Here is a 17,596-nt window from a genome sequence, read left to right on the forward strand (position 1 = left end):
CCTCGGCGGGGTGCGCTCGAGGCCGAGTGCCCCGGTCACCAGACCAGTCGCACCAGGTACCGCTCCGCGTACTGGCGAACCGCAGCCTGGTCCGAGAGGTCCAGCTGCCCTTGCGGATTGAGCATCAACGAGACCGCGATGCGGATGAGGATCTCGGAGACCGCACGCAGGTCGTCGTCGGACATCGTGACGCCGCTGCGCCGCAACGCCACGGCGACCTGGGCTGCGGCCTGCGCGATCGGTGCCCCGTCGGTGCGCGTGCTGAGCCCGAGGATCATCTCCGGTTCGCTCTCGAGGATCCGGGCGATGAGCGGTATCTCCTGCGCCATCCGGACGCCGCGGGCGAAGCACTCGATCACCGCGCCGTGCGGATCCCGGTTCTCGGCCACCCGGTCCAGTTCGCCGAAGAACAGTGCGGTCTCGCGCAGCAGCAGGGTCTCGACGAGGGCGTCCTTGTTCGGGAACCGCCGGTAGAGGGTGCTGCGGGAGATGCCCGCCCGGCGGGCGATGTCGTCCATGTTGGTGCGCCGGATCCCGTAGCGCTCGAACTCCGCGCGCGCGGCGTCGAGCATCACCTGCTCCGGTGACACGGACGGGGTGGAGGACTCGGCTGGTATGGACATCAGGGGGAGCATATCGGCTGCCGGCGGTCGTCACGGTGTCCCCCGCAGGCGCCGCATCCGGACCGGCAGGTGATCCTTGGGGACCGGCAGCGTCGAGTTGTCGAGCTTCCACTCGTAGCCCTCCGGCACCGACCATTCGTACCGCAGCAGCAGGTTGTGCATGATCGTCTTGATCTCCATCTGCCCGAAGTAGAGGCCGATGCACTTGTGGACGCCGCCACCGAACGGCATCCACGCGAAGCGGTGAACCCGGTCCTCGGCGCGTTCGGGCGAGAATCGTTCGGGATCGAACCGCTCGGGGTCGGTCCACAGCGCCGGATCGTGGTGGCTGACGATGTTGATGGCGCTGACGTAGGTGCCCTTCGGTATGAAGTGGCCGCAGATCTCGGTGTCCTCGACGGCCCGGCGGGGCAGTCCGGGCACCGGGGCGTTCAGCCGCAGGGACTCCTTCATGATCGCGTCGAGCACGGTGAACCGGTCGAGCGTGTCGTACGAGATCTCGGGTGGCAGTTCGCGGGACTGCTCGCGTGCCTTGGCCTGCCATTCGGGATGCTTGGCCATGTAGTACGCCATCGTGGTGAGCGTGATCGTCGAGGTGTCGTGTGCCGCCATCAGCACGAAGATCATGTGGTTGACCACGTCCTCGTCGCTGAAGGTGTGGCCGTCCTCCGACTGCGCGTGGCACAGCACCGAGAACAGGTCGGGGGTCGCGGTGGCGCGCTTGGCCGGCAGGTGCCGGTAGAAGAACTCCTCGAGCGTCCGGCGCCCGGCCAGTCCGCGCGACCACTTCGTGCCCGGGACGTTCTTGCGGATGATCGACAGGCCCGCGGCGACGCAGTCCACGAACGCCTTGTTGATCCGGTCCGCCTCGGCGCGGGGAAGATCGAGTCCCAGGAAGATCTCGAGCGCCAGATCCAGCGTCAACTGTTTGAACTCGTCCAGCAGTCGGACATCGTCGCCCACCGGGAAGTGCGCCACCCGGTCGGCGAGCATCGGCTGCATGTCCTGCAGGTACCCCTTGAGGTGGGTGTTCGTGAAGGCCTGCTGCATGATTCGCCGATGGTGGCGGTGTTCCTCGAAGTCCATCAGCATGATGCCGCGGCGGAAGAACGGTCCGATCAGGAAACCCCACGCGGGTTCGTTCGCGAAGGCCTTCTGACGGTTCATCGCCACCGCCTCGGAACCGTCGGCGGTGAGCGGGATGACGAACTTCAGTCCGAACGCGTTGAGATACGTGATGTCGCCGAACATCTCCCGGCGGCGGGCCACCATCGCGAGCGGATCGCGGACGAAGCGCAACACCTCGATCACACCCGGATCGCCGGTGCCGTGAATGGGTTCCAGATCGCTGCCCGCGGGAACCGGGGCCAACTGCTTGTTACGCATGAGCACTCCTGGGCGTTCGATGTCGTCGGGTCAAGCAGGTCGGTTGTGCAGGGGGCGGGGATCGACGCCGACGCGGCGCCACGCGTCGCGAGCCCAGGGCAGATAGAGCGCGCCGAGCGGGAGCCGGTTGAACACCGGGTTCAGTGCCCGTACCGCCCGCGCGAACCGCTGGAAGCGCTTCTCCTGCTTCGTGTCCCACTCCAGCCCGCAGACCTCGCGCATCTGGGCTGGCAGCGTGCCGACCACGATGTTGCGGGTCAGCGCGTCGATCGGTGCGGCCAGGACGGCCCACACCGGGGCCGGGATGCGTTGCGGCCGGGGGACTCCCTTACGGATGTAGCCGGTCGCGTACACGATCGTCTTCGTCGGTACGAACCGATCGAGCATGCCGTTCCAGTACTCGACGAACTCCTCGTAGGTCTGCGGTTCGTTGCGGGCGCTGACCCCGTAGAGCGCGTACCACCGCTTGCTCTCCTCGAAGATCTGCACCTTCTCGTCGTACGAGAGCCGCCGGATGAACGTGTCGGTGACGTACAGGACCTGGTCGACGAACGTCGCGTGCGCCCAATAGAAGAGCTCCGGGTTGAGCGCGTGGTAGCGAGACCCGTCGGCGATCGTGCCCTTGATGGACCGGTGGAAGTCGCGGACGGTTCGGCCCCAGCGGTGTGGATCCTCGCTGTAGACCGTCTTCATGATCGGCGGTCCGCTCCGTCGGGCCCGGCCGAGCGTGTCCGAGAAGATCACCGAGTGGTCCTCGACGGCCTTGCCGAGTTGCTCGATGCAGTTCTCGGTGCCGGCCAGACGTTGGAAGCCGAGAACCCCGCGAACGTCGCCGTAGAACTTCCAGACCAGCGAATCGGGGCCGAGCGGAGGTGCGTGCTCGGTCGTGTCGTCATCGACGAGTACGGGCTCGGCTTCGCGGATGAGGGCGTCGAATGCCGGGTCGAAACGAGGTGACGTCATGAGTGCCTTCTGTCGAGAGTGGGACAGTGGAACAAACATGTATCTCTGTGTCAGAACGTAGCAGTGGGTGACCGGCCGGACAAGATTTCCCGACGATTTCGCGCAGCGGTGGCGCCGTCTGGCGCACAGTGGACGTGGAAGACCCGAACCGGGTGTCCCATCCACACTGCGGAGGGCGAGGACATTGGGCGAGCTGCTGCTGAACCCGCGCGAGTACGACCCCGTGAACCTCGATCCGAACACGCGCAGACTGCTGCGCGCGACGATCGCCTGGTTCGAGGCCCGCGGGAAGCGGCGTCTGCTCCAGGACGACCTCCACGCGGTGTGGACGGGGGATTTCCTGGATTTCGTGGGGCACGAGAAGCTGTTCGCGACGTTCCTGACGCCCGCGGCCGAGTCGAAAGGCGACCCCAACAAGCGCTGGGACGCCGCCCGCAACGCGGCCCTCAGCGAGATCCTCGGCTTCTACGGCCTCTCCTATTGGTACCTGTGGCAGGTGACGGTGCTCGGCCTCGGACCGATCTGGATGAGCGCCAACGCCGTGGCCAGGGAGCGTGCCGCCGACCAGCTCGAGGCGGGCGGTGTCATGGCGTTCGGGCTGTCCGAGCGCGAGCACGGCGCCGACGTCTACTCCACCGACATGCTGCTCACCCCGAGTGCGGACGGCGCCGGCGACGCGGTGTTCCGTGCGAACGGCACCAAGTACTACATCGGCAACGGCAACGTGGCCGGCATGGTGTCGGTCTTCGGGCGTCGCACCGACGTCGAGGGGGCCGAGGGGTACGTGTTCTTCGTCGTGGACAGCCGGCACCTGCACTACCGGTTGATCGACAACGTCGTGCACGGCCAGATGTACGTGAGCACCTTCGCGCTCCGCGACTATCCGGTGCGCGAGCAGGACATCCTGCACACCGGCCCCGACGCCTTCTCCGCGGCCCTCAACACCGTCAACGTCGGCAAGTTCAACCTGTGCACGGCGTCGATCGGTATGTGCGAGCACGCGTTCTACGAGGCGATCACGCACGCGCACAACCGGATTCTCTACGGCAAGCGCGTCACCGATTTTCCGCACGTGCGGGCGAACTTCGTCGACGCCTACGCCCGGCTGATCGCGATGAAGCTGTTCAGCGCCCGCGCCGTCGACTACTTCCGAAGCGCCGGTCCCGAGGACCGGCGCTACCTGCTCTTCAACCCGATGACCAAGGCCAAGGTCACCTCGGAGGGGGAGACCGTGATGGCGCTGCTGCACGACGTAGTCGCCGCGAAGGGCTACGAGAAGGACACCTACTTCCGGGAGGCCGCCGAACTGATCGGCACACTGCCCAAGCTCGAGGGCACCGTGCACGTCAACGTCGCGCTCATCCTCAAATTCATGCCGAACTACCTGTTCAACCCCGCCGAGTACCCCGAGATCGGAACCCGCACCGACGACGCCGACGACGAGTTCTTCTGGGCGCAGGGCCCGGCCCGCGGGTCGGCGAAGGTGCAGTTCCACGACTGGACCCGCGCGTATGTCGAACACGGCGACATCCCCAACGTCGCCCGGTTCCACGAACAGGCGCTCGCGTTCCGTGAACTGCTCGCGACGGCCGGTCCGGACGCCACCCAGCTCGAGGACCTCGACTTCCTGCTCACGCTCGGGCATCTCTTCGAGCTGGTGGTCTACGGGCAGTTGATCCTCGAGCAGGTCGATATCGCCGGCATCGACCGCGACCTCGTCGAGCAGATCTTCGACATCCTCATCCGCGATTTCTCCGGTTACGCAGTGGCGTTGCACGGCAAGCCGTCGTCGACCGACGCGCAGCAGGAGTGGGCGCTGGGTGTGATCCGCAAGCCCGTCGTCGACACTGCTCGCTTCGGGCGGGTGTGGGAGCAGGTCGTCGAGTACGACGGCGCCTACGAGATGCGGGGCTAGGCATCTTCGGTGGTCAGCGGCCGGTGTCGTCCGACCGGATGACGGGTGACCGTTTCACCCGTAGGGTGTGATCCGCGTCATCGATACAGACCGCCGAACCTGGGGAGACACAGGCGAATGCAGAAGTTGAGAACGATCGTCGTCGCGGCCGCAGTGGCCGCCCTGCCCGTCGTCGCCGCGGTGCCGGCTCATGCGGCCTCGCTGAACATTCCGGGACTCATCAGTCAGGGCATCGACACCCTCGAATACACTGCGGCGTCCGGGATTTCCGACACCGTCTCGTCGCTCGGTCAGTACGCCGCGGCACATGCCTACCTCACCACCGGCGACCCCGCTTCCCGGTACATCGTGGTGCTGGGTGCCCGTCTGAACGCCGACGGCCTGCTGCCCGCAGTCCTCAACTCCCGGTTGAACACGGCGGCCGCGATCGCCCGTCTGCATCCGGCCAACAAGGTGATCGTCTCCGGCGGGCCGACGCAGCCGCTGCCGTACACGGAAGCGCAGGCGATGCTGGCCGGTCTCGTGCTCCGGGGCGTCAATCCCGCGAACATCATTCTCGAGAACGATTCGTTCTCGACCGTCGACAACGCACGCAACACCGCCCAGATCCTCTCCGGCGCAGGGGCGGACGGTGCCGTGCTCGTCACCTCTGCGTCGCACATCGACCGTGCTCTCGGAGCGTTCCAGTCGGCATCCGGTCAGTTCCGGTACGTCCCGGTGGCGGCCCCGGGCTTCTGACGCTCCAGGGCGTGAGTGTCAGTTGACCTGCAGCGGAACGGGGTTCGTCCAGTACGGCGGGATCTCGTGGGCGATACCGTCGGCGAGCTTCGTTCCGTTGTGCGACTGATTACACGGCCCGGACCAGTACACCTGCACCGGAGGTCCGTCCGAGTAGTGGAAGGTGGCCCACGTGATCGTCGCTGCGCTCAGGGCCATCGGGGCCCCGCAGCGACGCGGATTCGTCGGGCCCGCGGCGTTGAGGGCATCGACGACGGCGTCGAGCGCGGCGCCCTCGAGGCGCCCCGACGATGCCAGGTGCGGCGGGACCGGTTCCGCTTCCCCGCCGGGCCTGTCGTAGCGACACACCTCGGCGAACAGCGGCGTGTCGGGCACCATGGTCTCGGCGACGCCCGCGCGGGCGGGCCCGAAGTCGAGACCTCCTGCCGGGCACGCCACCGGAACCGCCGTGGGCGATTCGGCGACGGCCCCCGGTTCTGTGCGCGCTGCGTCCGCCGAGTCGGTGAACAGCAGGACTGCGCCCGCGCACAGCGCTGCCGTACCTACCCCGACCGCGATGCGGGTGGATATTTTCGTTGTTTCCCCCATACTCGGCAGACTAGCGGCAACCCGATTCCGGGAACGGCCGAATCGGACTCGCCTCCCGGTGCGCCGGGGGCTGCGGTCGTAGCATCGGATCCGTGGCCAATCCGACCGTGCGCTCCGACGACTCCGTGACGCTTCGCGTGCTCGTCTACAGCAGCGACGCCTCGACGCGGGAGCAGGTGATCCGAGCGCTGGGCACGCGCCCGCATCCCGATCTTCCGGAGTTCGCATACCTCGAGGTCGCGACTGCGCCGGTGGTGATCCGCGAGATGGACGCGGGTGGCCTCGACCTGGCCGTGCTCGACGGTGAGGCGCAGCCCGCGGGTGGAATGGGCCTCGCCAAGCAGCTGCGCGACGAACTCGACGCGTGCCCGCCGATCGTCGTGCTCACCGGACGCGCCGACGATCGGTGGCTGGCCGACTGGTCGAGGGCGGACGGGGTCGTTGAGCACCCGATCGATCCGTTCGCGCTGGCCCAGGCTGTGGTGTCGCTGCTCCGCCCGGCGTGACGCGCTCGCGTCCGGTCCGAGTCGATCTCGTTGCCGGAAGACTCGCGGGTAAAACCGAGGCCAAGCCGGGGGGCAATCTGGGTAGGCTGAGGCGTAGATCACATTCGGCGGGTGGGTTTTCCTGATTGCGTGATTGTGCGTCGTCCCTGGCTACCCGCCGTCCGTGATTGCCGTACGGGCTGGCGCACAGGCAGAAAGGGCTGACCAAGCTTCTCCGAAGGCACTGCTCCTGCGCTTGCTCGCACGGTCGACCGTCCGGCACCGGACGGCCCAGGCTCACGACCGGAGGAGCTGAGGCAGGGTGAACGCCTACGTGCCGATTCTCGTGTTGGGCGCCATCGCGGTGGCCTTCGCGGTCTTCTCCGTGTTCGTCGCGTCGGCGGTCGGACCCAAGCGCCTCAATCGGGCGAAACTCGAGGCGTACGAGTGCGGGATCGAGCCGATGGAACAGCCCGGTGGGAGGGCGAGCGGACAGCGCATCCCGGTGAAGTACTACCTGACGGCGATGCTGTTCATCATCTTCGACATCGAGATCGTCTTCCTGTACCCGTGGGCCGTCCACTTCGACGCTCTCGGTGTCTTCGGTCTGGCCGCGATGGCGGTGTTCGTCTTCAACGTGTCGGTCGCCTACGTCTACGAGTGGCGGCGTGGGGGTTTGAGCTGGGACTAGCGGATCTCTGGGTGACCACGGAGCGGAGGTGATCGAAGGATGGGGCTCGAAGAGAAGGTGCCGGGCGGCTTCCTGCTGAGCACGGTCGAGACCGTGGCCGGCTACGCCCGCAAGGGCTCGCTGTGGCCGGCGACGTTCGGCCTCGCGTGCTGCGCGATCGAGATGATGGCGACCACGTCGGGGCGCTACGACCTGGCGCGTTTCGGGATGGAGGCCTTCCGCGCGTCGCCCCGGCAGGCCGATCTCATGATCGTGGCGGGACGGGTGAGCCAGAAGATGGCCCCGGTGCTGCGGCAGGTCTATGACCAGATGGTCGAACCCAAATGGGTTCTCGCGATGGGGGTGTGCGCGTCCTCGGGCGGCATGTTCAACAACTACGCGATCGTCCAGGGCGTCGACCACGTGGTCCCCGTCGACATCTATCTGCCGGGCTGTCCGCCGCGGCCCGAGATGTTGCTCAACGCGATTCTCGCGCTGCACGCGAAGATCCAGGACACCCCGCTCGGCGTCAACCGTGAGGAGGCCGTGCGGGCGGCGGAGACGGCGGCCCTGACGGCGCGGCCGGTCGTCGACCTCGGCCTGCCGGGCCACACGGCGGGGGCGGTGCGGTGATGGCGATCGACCACGACGACGTGCTGGGCGGGTCGGACCCGGAGGCGACCGCGGGACCCGAGGGCACCGTGCCCCCCGAACGGGTCGCCGGCGGCGAGATGATCGGACTGCGGCAGGGCATGTTCGGTGTCGGCGGTACCGGCGACACCTCCGGATACGGGCGCCTGGTCCGCCCGGTCACGCTGCCCGGCAGCACCCCCCGCCCGTACGGCGGGTGGTTCGACGAACTCGTCGACACGCTCGCCGAGGCTCTCGGGACCGTCGGCGTGCTCTTCGACGACGCCGTCGAGAAGGTTGTCGTCTTCCGCGGCGAACTCACGCTGCACGTGCGACGCGAACACCTGCCGACCGTCGCGCGACGCCTGCGCGACGATCCGGACCTGCGTTTCGAGTTGTGCCTCGGGGTGAGCGGGGTGCACTACCCGCAGGACCCGGGCCGTGAACTGCACGCGGTGTACCCGCTGATGTCCGTCACCCACGGACGCCGGGTCCGCCTGGAAGTGGCTGTGCCCGATGCGGACCCGCACCTGCCGTCGCTGCACGCGGTGTACCCGACCACCGACTGGCACGAGCGCGAGACGTACGACTTCTTCGGGATGGTGTTCGACGGCCATCCGTCGCTCACCCGGATCGAGATGCCCGACGACTGGACGGGGCATCCGCAGCGCAAGGACTACCCACTCGGCGGCCTCCCCGTCGAGTACAAGGGGGCGAAGATTCCGCCGCCGGACGAGAGGAGGGCGTACCAGTGAACCGTCCTCGCGAGCACTCCGGCGAGACCGACAGCGGCGATGCAGTGTTCACCGTCGGCGGTCAGGACTGGGACGACCTGGTGGACGCGGCGCAGCACGCCCACGAGGCCGGGGCCGAGCGCATCGTCGTCAACATGGGGCCGCAGCATCCGTCCACCCACGGTGTTCTGCGGCTGATCCTCGAGATCGAGGGCGAGACCGTCACCGAGGCGCGTTGCGGAATCGGCTACCTGCACACCGGGATCGAGAAGAACCTCGAGTACCGCAACTGGACGCAGGGCGTCACATTCGTCACGCGGATGGACTACCTGTCGCCGTTCTTCAACGAGGTCGCGTACTGCCTGGGCGTGGAGAAGCTGCTCGACATCACCGATCAGATTCCCGAACGCGCGACCGTCGTGCGGGTGCTGTTGATGGAACTCAACCGGATCTCCTCGCACCTGGTGGCGCTCGCGACCGGTGGCATGGAACTGGGTGCGATCACCCCGATGCTGTTCGGGTTCCGGGAACGCGAACTGGTCCTCGACATCTTCGAGATGATCACCGGGCTGCGCATGAACCACGCGTACGTGCGGCCCGGGGGACTGGCGCAGGATCTGCCGGACGGTGCCGTGGCCAAGGTGCGTGAGCTGCTCGATCTGATGCCGCGGCGCCTGCGCGACATCGAGGATCTGCTGAACGAGAACCCGATCTGGAAGGCCCGGACCATGGGGATCGGGTACCTCGACCTGACGGGCTGCATGGCGCTCGGCGTCACCGGTCCGGTGCTGCGGGCGACGGGCCTTCCGCTGGACGTGCGGCGCTCGGATCCCTACTGCGGCTACGAGAACTACGAATTCGACGTCGTCACCGACACGGGCAGCGACTGCTACGGCCGCTACCTCGTGCGTGTGAACGAGATGGCCGAGTCGCTGAAGATCGTCGAGCAGTGCCTCGACAGGCTCCGGCCGGGACCGGTCATGGTGGCGGATCGGAAGATCGCGTGGCCCGCGGACCTCGCAGTCGGCGCCGACGGGCTGGGCAACTCGCTCGAACACATCCGGCGGATCATGGGCACCTCGATGGAGGAGCTGATCCACCACTTCAAGCTCGTCACCGAGGGGTTCCGGGTCCCGCCCGGCCAGGTGTACGTGCCGGTGGAGTCGCCGCGCGGCGAACTGGGCGTGCACATGGTCAGCGACGGCGGCACCCGGCCGTTCCGGGTGCACTACCGCGACCCGTCGTTCACGAACCTGCAGGCCGTGGCGGCGATGTGCGAGGGCGGGATGGTGGCCGACGTGATCGCGTCGGTCGCCAGCATCGACCCAGTCATGGGGGGAGTGGACCGATGACCGAATCGCGCGCCGCCGGGCCGGTGTTCCTCGAGTTGGGCCCGCGCCCGCACGAGCGGGCCGCATATCCGCCCGACGTCGCGGCCCGTCTCGCCGCCGACGCGGAGGAGATCGTCGCCCGGTACCGGTCACCCGGCGACGTGCCGCAGGGCACCGCGCGCTCGGCGCTGCTGCCGCTGCTGCACCTCGTCCAGGCCGAGGACGGCTACGTCTCGAAGGCCGGAATCGAGTTCTGCGCAGCGCAACTCGGACTCACCGCCGCCGAGGTGACGGCGGTCGCCACGTTCTACACGATGTACCGGCGCGAGCCGACCGGTACGTACCACGTCGGGGTGTGCACAAACAGCCTGTGCGCGGTGATGGGCGGCGATGCAATCCACGCCGCCCTGCGCGAGCACCTCGGTGTCGGAGACGGCGAGACCACAGCGGACGGGGCGATCACCCTCGAACACATCGAGTGCAACGCGGCGTGCGACTTCGCGCCGGTGATGACGGTCAACTGGGAGTTCTTCGACAATCAGACGCCGGACTCGGCGACGGCGGTGGTCGATGCCCTGCGGTCCGGCGAGCAGGTCACGCCCACGCGCGGTGCGCCGCTGTGCTCGTTCCGGGACACGGCCCGGATCCTCGCCGGGTTCCCGGATCGCCGACCGGGCGCGCTCGAGGCGGGTGGGGGAGCCGGGCCGGCGACGCTGGCCGGACTGCACTCGGCGCGCGGGGACGCCGCGACGCTGCTCACCCCGGTGCTGAGCAGCCACTGGGACGAGGACCGGTCGTGGACCCTCGGCGCCTACCACGGTCACGACGGGTACACCGCTCTCCGCAAGGCGCTGCGGATGAACCCGGACGAGGTGATCCAGACCGTCAAGGACGCCGGACTGCGGGGCCGCGGTGGCGCGGGATTCCCCACCGGCATGAAGTGGTCGTTCATCCCGCAGGACCCGGCGACGGACGGAACCGCCAAGCCGCACTACCTGGTCGTCAACGCCGACGAGTCGGAACCGGGTACGTGCAAGGACATTCCGCTGATGTTCGCGACCCCGCACGCACTGATCGAGGGTGTCGTGATCGCGGCGTATGCGATCCGCGCCGGGCAGGCCTTCGTCTACCTGCGTGGCGAGGTGGTGCCCGTGCTGCGGCGACTGCAGGCCGCCGTCGCCGAGGCCTACGACGCCGGATACCTCGGACGCGACGTCCTCGGCTCGGGGTACGACCTCGACATCGTCGTCCACGCCGGGGCCGGCGCCTACATCTGCGGCGAGGAGACCGCGCTGCTCGACTCGCTCGAGGGGCGGCGTGGGCAACCTCGGCTGCGTCCGCCGTTCCCGGCCGTCGCCGGTCTCTACGCGTGCCCGACCGTGGTCAACAACGTCGAGTCGATCGCGAGTGTCCCGCCGATCATCCTGCGCGGGCCGGAATGGTTCCGCGGCATGGGCAGCGAGGCGTCCCCGGGCTTCACGCTGTACTCGCTCTCGGGCCACGTGACGCGGCCCGGACAGTACGAGGCGCCGCTCGGGATCACGTTGCGGCAGTTGCTCGATCTCGCGGGCGGCGTGCGCGCGGGACATCGGCTCAAGTTCTGGACGCCGGGCGGGTCGTCGACGCCGATCCTGACCGGCGATCACCTCGACGTGCCCCTCGACTACGAGGGTGTCGCGGAGGCAGGATCCATGCTCGGCACCAAGGCGCTGCAGATATTCGACGAGACGACGTGCATCGTGCGGGTGATATTGCGCTGGACGCAGTTCTACGCGCACGAGTCCTGCGGCAAGTGCACGCCGTGCCGCGAGGGCACGTACTGGCTGGTGCAGATCCTGGAACGCCTCGAGCGCGGTGAGGGCAGCGAGGCCGACCTCGAGAAGTTGCTCGACGTCTCCGACACGATCCTCGGCAAGTCGTTCTGCGCGCTCGGTGACGGCGCGGCCAGCCCGATCATGTCGTCGCTGAAGTACTTCCGCGACGAATACATCGCGCACGTCGAGGGCGGCAGGTGCCCGTTCGACCCGGAGGCGTCGGAGCTCGTCGCCCGGGTCCCGTCCGGACCGGAAGGGGGGAGATCGTGACCGTCAACATGGGCGCCGACGCGTCGGGCCAGCCGGTGCCGTCGGACCGCGTCACACTCACGATCGACGGAGTGGAGGTCACCGTTCCCAAGGGGACCCTGGTGATCCGCGCCGCCGAGGGCATCGGCATCCAGATCCCGCGGTTCTGCGACCACCCGCTGCTCGATCCGGTGGGTGCGTGCCGTCAGTGCCTCGTCGAGGTCGAGGGCCAGCGCAAGCCGCTGGCGTCGTGCACGACGGTCGCCACCGACGGCATGGTCGTCCGCACGCAGGTCACCTCGGAGGTCGCCGACCGCGCCCAGAAGGGCGTGATGGAATTGTTGCTGATCAACCATCCGCTCGACTGCCCGGTCTGCGACAAGGGCGGCGAGTGCCCGCTGCAGAACCAGGCGATGTCCAGCGGGCGGGCGGAGTCCCGCTTCGGTGGCGTCAAACGCACGTTCCCCAAACCGATTCCGCTGTCGAGTGAGGTGCTGCTCGATCGGGAGCGGTGCGTGCTGTGTGCCCGCTGCACCCGGTTCTCCCGCCAGATCGCGGGCGATCCGATGATCGAACTGCTCGAGCGGGGTGCGCTGCAGCAGGTGGGCATCGCCGACGACGAGCCCTTCGACTCCTACTTCTCCGGAAACACCGTCCAGATCTGCCCCGTCGGTGCCCTCACCGGCGCCGCCTACCGGTTCCGGGCCCGGCCGTTCGATCTGGTGTCGACCCCGAGCGTGTGCGAGCACTGCGCGGGCGGGTGCGCCCAACGCACCGATCACCGCCGCGGGACGGTGCTGCGCCGACTCGCCGGCGACGATCCCCAGGTCAACGAGGAGTGGAACTGCGACAAGGGTAGGTGGGCGTTCACCTACGCGACCCAGCCGGACCGGTTGGAGACCCCGCTCGTGCGTGACGGCGGAGGACAGTTGCGGCCGGCGTCCTGGCCCGAGGCGCTCACGGTCGCGGCCCGGGGCCTGGCCGCCGCGGCCGGCCGGGCCGGGGTGCTCGTCGGCGGACGTGCCACGTTCGAGGACGCGTACGCGTACGCGAAGTTCGCGCGCGTCGTGCTCGGCACCGACGACGTCGACTTCCGTTCCCGGCCGCACTCCGCGGAGGAATCCGCGTTCCTGGCCGCGCACGTGGCCGGCCGCGGACTTTCCGCGGATCCCGCGGCCGTCACGTACGACGACCTCGAGAACGCGTCCGCCGTCGTGCTCGTCGCGTTCGAACCCGAGGAGGAATCGCCGATCGTTTTCCTCCGCCTGCGGAAGGCCGTGCGCACAAAGCGTGCGGTGATCCTCTCCATCGCGCCGTTCGCGACCCGCGGGCTCGAGAAGATGTCCGGCCGATTACTGCGCGCGGTGCCCGGCGACGAACCGGCGATCCTGGACGAGTTGGCCGGGTCCGAGTTCCTGCGTCGTCCCGGCGCGGTGATCGTCGTCGGGGAGCGCGCCGCCGCGATTCCCGGCACTCTCACCGCCGTCGCGGCGCTCGCCGCCGACACCGGGGCGCTGGTGGCGTGGATTCCGCGGCGGGCAGGGGAGCGCGGCGCACTCGACGCCGGTGCTCTCGCGGGCGTCCTCCCGGGCGGCCGCCCGCTCGTCGATCCGGAGGCTCGCCGGCAGGTCTCCGAGGTGTGGCAGGTTCCGGATCTGCCGGGCCGCGTCGGCCGCGACACGGGCGGCATCCTCGCCGCCGCGGCGTCGGGCGAGATCGGTGCCCTCCTCGTCGGCGGTGTCGACCCCGACGACCTCCCGGATCCGCGCGCGGCCCTCGCCGCCCTCGATGCCGCCGACTTCGTCGTGAGTCTCGAACTGCGGCACAGCGCCGTCACCGATCGTGCCGACGTGGTGTTCCCGGTCGCGCCCGTCGCAGAGAAGACCGGCAGCTTCGTGGACTGGGAGGGACGGGTGCGGCCGTTCGAGACGGCGCTTCCGCGGACCGGCGCCCTCCCTGACCTGCGGGTGCTCGACGCGATCGCCGCCGAGGCGCGCAGGCCGCTGGTCCTGCCCGACGTCGCGTCCGCTCGGGCCGAACTCGACCGCCTCGGCTTCTGGCGGGGTGCGCGTCCGCCGATGATCGGCACGCCGCCGTCGGCGACCCCCGAACCCGGCCCGGGAGAGGCGGTCCTGGCGGGCTGGCGAATGCTGCTGGACGCGGGCCGCATGCAGGACGGCGAACCCTTCCTCGCGGGGACCGCGCGGCCGTCCGTCGTGCGTCTGTCCGCCGACTGCGCCGCCGAACTCGGTATGCGTGAAGGCGATCCGGTGACGGTCGGGACCGACCGAGGGTCGGTGACGTTGCCGCTCGCGATCACCGACCTGCCCTATCGGGTGGTGTGGCTGCCGATCCACTCGCCCGGGTCGGCGGTCCATCGGCAACTCGGGGCCCGGCCCGGGGACGTCGTCCGCGTCGGGCCGGCGGAGGACGACGGCGTCACCGGACGGCCCGCCGAAGGTGAGGTCGTGCGATGAACACACTGGCTGTCGCCGACCTGTCGATGTTCGGCCACGACCCGTGGTGGCTCGTGGTGGTCAAGGCGCTCGGCATCTTCGTCTTCCTCGTGCTGACCGTGTTGATCGCGATCTACGCCGAACGAAAAGTGCTGGCGTGGATGCAGATGCGCGTCGGACCCGACCGGGTCGGCCCGCGCGGAATCCTGCAGTCCCTCGCCGACGGCGTCAAACTCGCGCTGAAGGAGGGCATCGTCCCCGCAGGGGTCGACAAACCCGTGTACCTGCTCGCGCCGGTCATCGCGGTCGTGCCCGCGTTCATGGCGTTCGCGGTGATCCCGTTCGGGCCCGAGGTGTCGATCCTCGGCCACCGGACGCCGTTGCAGCTCACCGACCTTCCGGTCGCGGTGCTCTACATTCTCGCGGTCACGTCCGTGGGTGTGTACGGCATCGTGCTCGCCGGCTGGGCGTCGGGTTCGACGTATCCACTGCTCGGCGGACTCCGGTCCACCGCGCAGGTCATCTCGTACGAGGTGGCGATGGGCCTGACGTTCGCGGCAGTGTTCCTCGACGCCGGGACGATGTCCACGTCGGGCATCGTGGCCGCCCAGGATGGGAACTGGTACGTGTTCCTGCTGCTGCCGGCCTTTCTGATCTACGTGACGTCGATGGTCGGCGAGACCAACCGCGCGCCGTTCGACCTGCCGGAGGCCGAGGGCGAGCTGGTCGGTGGGTTCCACACCGAGTACTCGTCGCTGCGGTTCGCGATGTTCATGCTGGCCGAGTACGTCAACATGGTCACCGTCTCGGCGCTCGCCGCCACGATGTTCCTCGGCGGCTGGCACGCGCCGTGGCCGCTGAACATGTGGGACGGCGCCAACTCCGGGTGGTGGCCGCTGCTGTGGTTCACCGTCAAGGTCTGGGGCTTCCTGTTCGTCTTCATGTGGCTGCGCGCCACCCTCCCACGGTTGCGCTACGACCAGTTCATGAACCTGGGCTGGAAGGTCCTCATCCCCGTCGCGCTTGCATGGATCATGATCGTCGCGACCGTCCGGGCGTTGCGCAACGAGGGCTACGAGTCCCGATGGATCGTCCTGGTGGTCGGCGGCAGCATCGTGGCCCTCGGTCTGCTGGCGTTGCTGTATCGCCGGCTGCGCGCCGCACGTGCCGAATCGCAGACCGTCCAACCGGACGCCGGCACACCCTTCGACCCGCTGGCGGGTGGCTTCCCGGTGCCGCCGCTGCCGGGGCAGGAGCCTCACCCTGCCCGTCCGCTCGTGCGGTCGGGACATCCCGGAAGGGAGGATTTCGATGCCTGAGTTCCTCGACTCCGTCGCGGGTTTCGGCGTGACGTTCTCGACGATGTTCAAGAAACCCGTCACGGAGTTCTATCCCGAGCAGAAGGCCCCCACCGCGGAGCGCTACCACGGCCGGCACCAACTCAACCGACACCCGGACGGGCTGGAGAAGTGCATCGGCTGCGAACTGTGCGCGTGGGCGTGCCCGGCCGACGCGATCTACGTCGAGGGCGCCGACAACACCGACGACGAGCGCTATTCGCCGGGCGAACGATACGGGCGGGTCTACCAGATCAACTACCTGCGCTGCATCGGCTGCGGACTGTGCGTCGAGGCCTGCCCGACGCGGGCTCTGACGATGACCAACGAGTACGAGATGGCCGACGACAACCGCGTCGACCTGATCTACGGCAAGGACCGCCTGCTCGCGCCGCTGCAGCCCGGGATGGAACCACCGCCGCACCCGATGGCGCCGGGCACCACCGACGAGGACTACTACCGCGGCAACGTGATCGGAACGATCGCCGGGTCGGTACCCGAGGCGGAGCCCGAGTCCGTGTCCCGGTCCGAGGAGGTGACGTAGTGGATGCCGCGACCGCACAGTCGACCGCGCTGCTGGCCGCGGACGTCTTCACCCGGACCTCCACCGGTGAGGCCGTCCAGTTCTGGATCCTCGGCACGATCGCGGTGCTCGGGGCACTCGGAGTCGTGTGCGCACCCAAGGCCGTCTACTCGGCGATCTGCCTCGCCATGACCATGATCGTGCTCGCGGTGCTCTACATCGCGCAGGGTGCTCTGTTCCTCGGCGTGGTGCAGGTGGTCGTATACACCGGCGCGGTGATGATGCTGTTCCTGTTCGTACTCATGCTGGTCGGGGTCGACTCGTCGGACTCGCTCGTGGAAACGCTGCGCGGGCAACGCATCGCGGCCGTCGTCGCGGGCCTCGGCTTCGGGCTGCTGCTGATCGGCGGTCTCGGCAACGCCACCGTCGGGGTGGTCCGCTCCGGAGAGGTGGGCTTCGTCGGACTCGACCAGGCCAACTCCGCGTCGGGTGGCAACGTCGAGGGCATCGCCGAACTCGTCTTCATCCGGTACGTGTGGGTGTTCGAACTGACCGGGGCGCTGCTGATCACCGCGACGATCGGTGCGATGGTCCTCGCGCACCGCGAGCGGTTCGAACGCCGCCTGAGCCAGCGGGAGATGTCGGAGCAACGCTTCCGTGAATGGGGCGCAGGCGCAGACGAATCCGCCCGGGTGACACCGCTGCCCAGCCCCGGCGTGTACGCCCGGCACAACGCGGTCGACCTGCCTGCACGTCTGCCCGACGGAACGTACGCGCGGGAGTCCGTCAGCCGGATCCTAACTCCGCGCGGGATGGGCCCCGACAGCCAACGGGCCGACGGGGAGGAGCCCCGATGAACCCGGACAACTACCTCTACCTGGCCGCGCTGCTCTTCACGATCGGCGCCGCGGGAGTACTGCTGCGGCGCAACGCGATCGTGGTGTTCATGTGCATCGAGCTGATGCTCAACGCCGCCAATCTCGCGTTCGTCACGTTCGCGCGGATGCACGGCAACCTCGACGGCCAGGTGTTCGCGTTCTTCACGATGGTGGTCGCCGCCGCCGAGGTCGTCATCGGCCTCGCGATCATCATGACCATCTTCCGCACCCGTCGCTCGGCCTCGGTCGACGACGCCGACCTGCTGAAGTACTGAC

General features: G+C 68.6%; 17 protein-coding genes. 13 read left to right on the plus strand and 4 right to left on the minus strand.

The annotated features are described in order from the left end of the window. Nucleotides 1-35: 35 nt before the first annotated feature. Genes LCL87_RS19440 through LCL87_RS19450 form a run of 3 tightly spaced genes read right to left on the minus strand, consistent with a single transcriptional unit; the run spans nucleotide 36 to nucleotide 2,972 of the window. On the minus strand, nucleotides 36-635 hold the full coding sequence (locus LCL87_RS19440; protein WP_510850812.1) for a TetR/AcrR family transcriptional regulator: 600 nt from the start codon (nucleotides 633-635) through the stop codon (nucleotides 36-38). An 18-nt stretch (nucleotides 636-653) separates the two neighbouring features. Then, nucleotides 654-2,009: a cytochrome P450 gene (locus LCL87_RS19445; RefSeq protein ID WP_225022746.1), complete on the minus strand. Its 1,356-nt coding sequence runs from the start codon at nucleotides 2,007-2,009 to the stop codon at nucleotides 654-656. A gap of 30 nt (nucleotides 2,010-2,039) precedes the next feature. Continuing rightward, nucleotides 2,040-2,972, minus strand: coding sequence for an oxygenase MpaB family protein (locus tag LCL87_RS19450; protein ID WP_225022748.1), 933 nt, complete (start codon nucleotides 2,970-2,972; stop codon nucleotides 2,040-2,042). A 184-nt stretch (nucleotides 2,973-3,156) separates the two neighbouring features. Between LCL87_RS19450 and LCL87_RS19455 the strand changes: the two genes are divergently transcribed. Then, nucleotides 3,157-4,887: an acyl-CoA dehydrogenase family protein gene (locus LCL87_RS19455; protein ID WP_225022750.1), complete on the plus strand. Its 1,731-nt coding sequence runs from the start codon at nucleotides 3,157-3,159 to the stop codon at nucleotides 4,885-4,887. A 117-nt stretch (nucleotides 4,888-5,004) separates the two neighbouring features. Then, nucleotides 5,005-5,625 carry a YdcF family protein gene (locus LCL87_RS19460; RefSeq protein WP_225022752.1) on the plus strand — a complete coding sequence of 207 codons (621 nt, stop codon included), beginning with the start codon at nucleotides 5,005-5,007 and terminating at the stop codon, nucleotides 5,623-5,625. 18 nt (nucleotides 5,626-5,643) lie between these two features. Here LCL87_RS19460 and LCL87_RS19465 read toward each other — a convergent pair whose 3' ends face one another. Further along, nucleotides 5,644-6,213 carry a hypothetical protein gene (locus LCL87_RS19465; protein WP_225022753.1) on the minus strand — a complete coding sequence of 190 codons (570 nt, stop codon included), beginning with the start codon at nucleotides 6,211-6,213 and terminating at the stop codon, nucleotides 5,644-5,646. Nucleotides 6,214-6,305: 92 nt separating this feature from the next. Here LCL87_RS19465 and LCL87_RS19470 point away from each other — a divergent pair, with 92 nt between their 5' ends. The 11 genes from LCL87_RS19470 (at nucleotide 6,306) to nuoK (ending at nucleotide 17,595) form a co-directional block, all read left to right on the plus strand. Next, nucleotides 6,306-6,719 carry an Rv3143 family two-component system response regulator gene (locus LCL87_RS19470; RefSeq protein ID WP_225022755.1) on the plus strand — a complete coding sequence of 138 codons (414 nt, stop codon included), beginning with the start codon at nucleotides 6,306-6,308 and terminating at the stop codon, nucleotides 6,717-6,719. Between the two features lie 301 nt (nucleotides 6,720-7,020). Beyond that, nucleotides 7,021-7,389, plus strand: a complete 369-nt coding sequence (locus tag LCL87_RS19475; RefSeq protein ID WP_225022757.1) for an NADH-quinone oxidoreductase subunit A — start codon at nucleotides 7,021-7,023, stop codon at nucleotides 7,387-7,389. A 39-nt stretch (nucleotides 7,390-7,428) separates the two neighbouring features. Continuing rightward, entirely contained in the window at nucleotides 7,429-8,001 is a 573-nt protein-coding gene (locus LCL87_RS19480; protein WP_225022759.1) for a NuoB/complex I 20 kDa subunit family protein, read from the plus strand. After that, the gene (locus LCL87_RS19485; protein WP_225022761.1) at nucleotides 8,001-8,753 is read left to right on the plus strand and encodes an NADH-quinone oxidoreductase subunit C; all 753 of its coding nucleotides are present in this window, start codon (nucleotides 8,001-8,003) and stop codon (nucleotides 8,751-8,753) included. The genes LCL87_RS19480 and LCL87_RS19485 overlap by 1 nt, the downstream gene beginning before the upstream one ends. Beyond that, nucleotides 8,750-10,084 (plus strand): NADH dehydrogenase (quinone) subunit D, encoded by a 1,335-nt coding sequence (nuoD, locus tag LCL87_RS19490; RefSeq protein ID WP_225022763.1) that lies wholly within the window; start codon nucleotides 8,750-8,752, stop codon nucleotides 10,082-10,084. The genes LCL87_RS19485 and nuoD overlap by 4 nt, the downstream gene beginning before the upstream one ends. Continuing rightward, complete coding sequence (nuoF, locus tag LCL87_RS19495; protein WP_225022765.1) at nucleotides 10,081-12,147, plus strand: NADH-quinone oxidoreductase subunit NuoF; 2,067 nt, start codon at nucleotides 10,081-10,083, stop codon at nucleotides 12,145-12,147. The genes nuoD and nuoF overlap by 4 nt, the downstream gene beginning before the upstream one ends. A gap of 8 nt (nucleotides 12,148-12,155) precedes the next feature. Further along, complete coding sequence (locus LCL87_RS19500; protein WP_225023090.1) at nucleotides 12,156-14,603, plus strand: NADH-quinone oxidoreductase subunit G; 2,448 nt, start codon at nucleotides 12,156-12,158, stop codon at nucleotides 14,601-14,603. Continuing rightward, nucleotides 14,600-15,901, plus strand: coding sequence for an NADH-quinone oxidoreductase subunit NuoH (gene nuoH, locus LCL87_RS19505; RefSeq protein WP_225022767.1), 1,302 nt, complete (start codon nucleotides 14,600-14,602; stop codon nucleotides 15,899-15,901). Before LCL87_RS19500 ends, nuoH begins: the two co-directional genes overlap by 4 nt. Then, nucleotides 15,894-16,463, plus strand: coding sequence for an NADH-quinone oxidoreductase subunit NuoI (gene nuoI, locus LCL87_RS19510; protein ID WP_225022775.1), 570 nt, complete (start codon nucleotides 15,894-15,896; stop codon nucleotides 16,461-16,463). Before nuoH ends, nuoI begins: the two co-directional genes overlap by 8 nt. Next, complete coding sequence (locus LCL87_RS19515) at nucleotides 16,463-17,299, plus strand: NADH-quinone oxidoreductase subunit J (RefSeq protein WP_225022777.1); 837 nt, start codon at nucleotides 16,463-16,465, stop codon at nucleotides 17,297-17,299. Before nuoI ends, LCL87_RS19515 begins: the two co-directional genes overlap by 1 nt. Next, nucleotides 17,296-17,595, plus strand: a complete 300-nt coding sequence (nuoK, locus tag LCL87_RS19520; RefSeq protein ID WP_005513807.1) for an NADH-quinone oxidoreductase subunit NuoK — start codon at nucleotides 17,296-17,298, stop codon at nucleotides 17,593-17,595. Before LCL87_RS19515 ends, nuoK begins: the two co-directional genes overlap by 4 nt. The last annotated feature ends 1 nt before the right edge of the window (nucleotide 17,596 follow it).

This window comes from Prescottella equi, assembly GCF_020171745.1.
Lineage (GTDB): Bacteria > Actinomycetota > Actinomycetes > Mycobacteriales > Mycobacteriaceae > Prescottella > Prescottella equi_A.

Coding starts and splice junctions, on each gene's coding strand:
- LCL87_RS19440 (WP_510850812.1), bottom strand. CDS start 635: ATGCTCCCCCTGATGTCCATACCAGCCGAGTCCTCCACCCCGTCCGTG.
- LCL87_RS19460 (WP_225022752.1), top strand. CDS start 5,005: ATGCAGAAGTTGAGAACGATCGTCGTCGCGGCCGCAGTGGCCGCCCTG.
- LCL87_RS19465 (WP_225022753.1), bottom strand. CDS start 6,213: ATGGGGGAAACAACGAAAATATCCACCCGCATCGCGGTCGGGGTAGGT.
- nuoH (WP_225022767.1), top strand. CDS start 14,600: ATGAACACACTGGCTGTCGCCGACCTGTCGATGTTCGGCCACGACCCG.
- LCL87_RS19485 (WP_225022761.1), top strand. CDS start 8,001: ATGGCGATCGACCACGACGACGTGCTGGGCGGGTCGGACCCGGAGGCG.
- LCL87_RS19450 (WP_225022748.1), bottom strand. CDS start 2,972: ATGACGTCACCTCGTTTCGACCCGGCATTCGACGCCCTCATCCGCGAA.
- nuoI (WP_225022775.1), top strand. CDS start 15,894: ATGCCTGAGTTCCTCGACTCCGTCGCGGGTTTCGGCGTGACGTTCTCG.
- LCL87_RS19480 (WP_225022759.1), top strand. CDS start 7,429: ATGGGGCTCGAAGAGAAGGTGCCGGGCGGCTTCCTGCTGAGCACGGTC.
- nuoF (WP_225022765.1), top strand. CDS start 10,081: ATGACCGAATCGCGCGCCGCCGGGCCGGTGTTCCTCGAGTTGGGCCCG.
- nuoK (WP_005513807.1), top strand. CDS start 17,296: ATGAACCCGGACAACTACCTCTACCTGGCCGCGCTGCTCTTCACGATC.
- LCL87_RS19445 (WP_225022746.1), bottom strand. CDS start 2,009: ATGCGTAACAAGCAGTTGGCCCCGGTTCCCGCGGGCAGCGATCTGGAA.
- LCL87_RS19500 (WP_225023090.1), top strand. CDS start 12,156: ATGGGCGCCGACGCGTCGGGCCAGCCGGTGCCGTCGGACCGCGTCACA.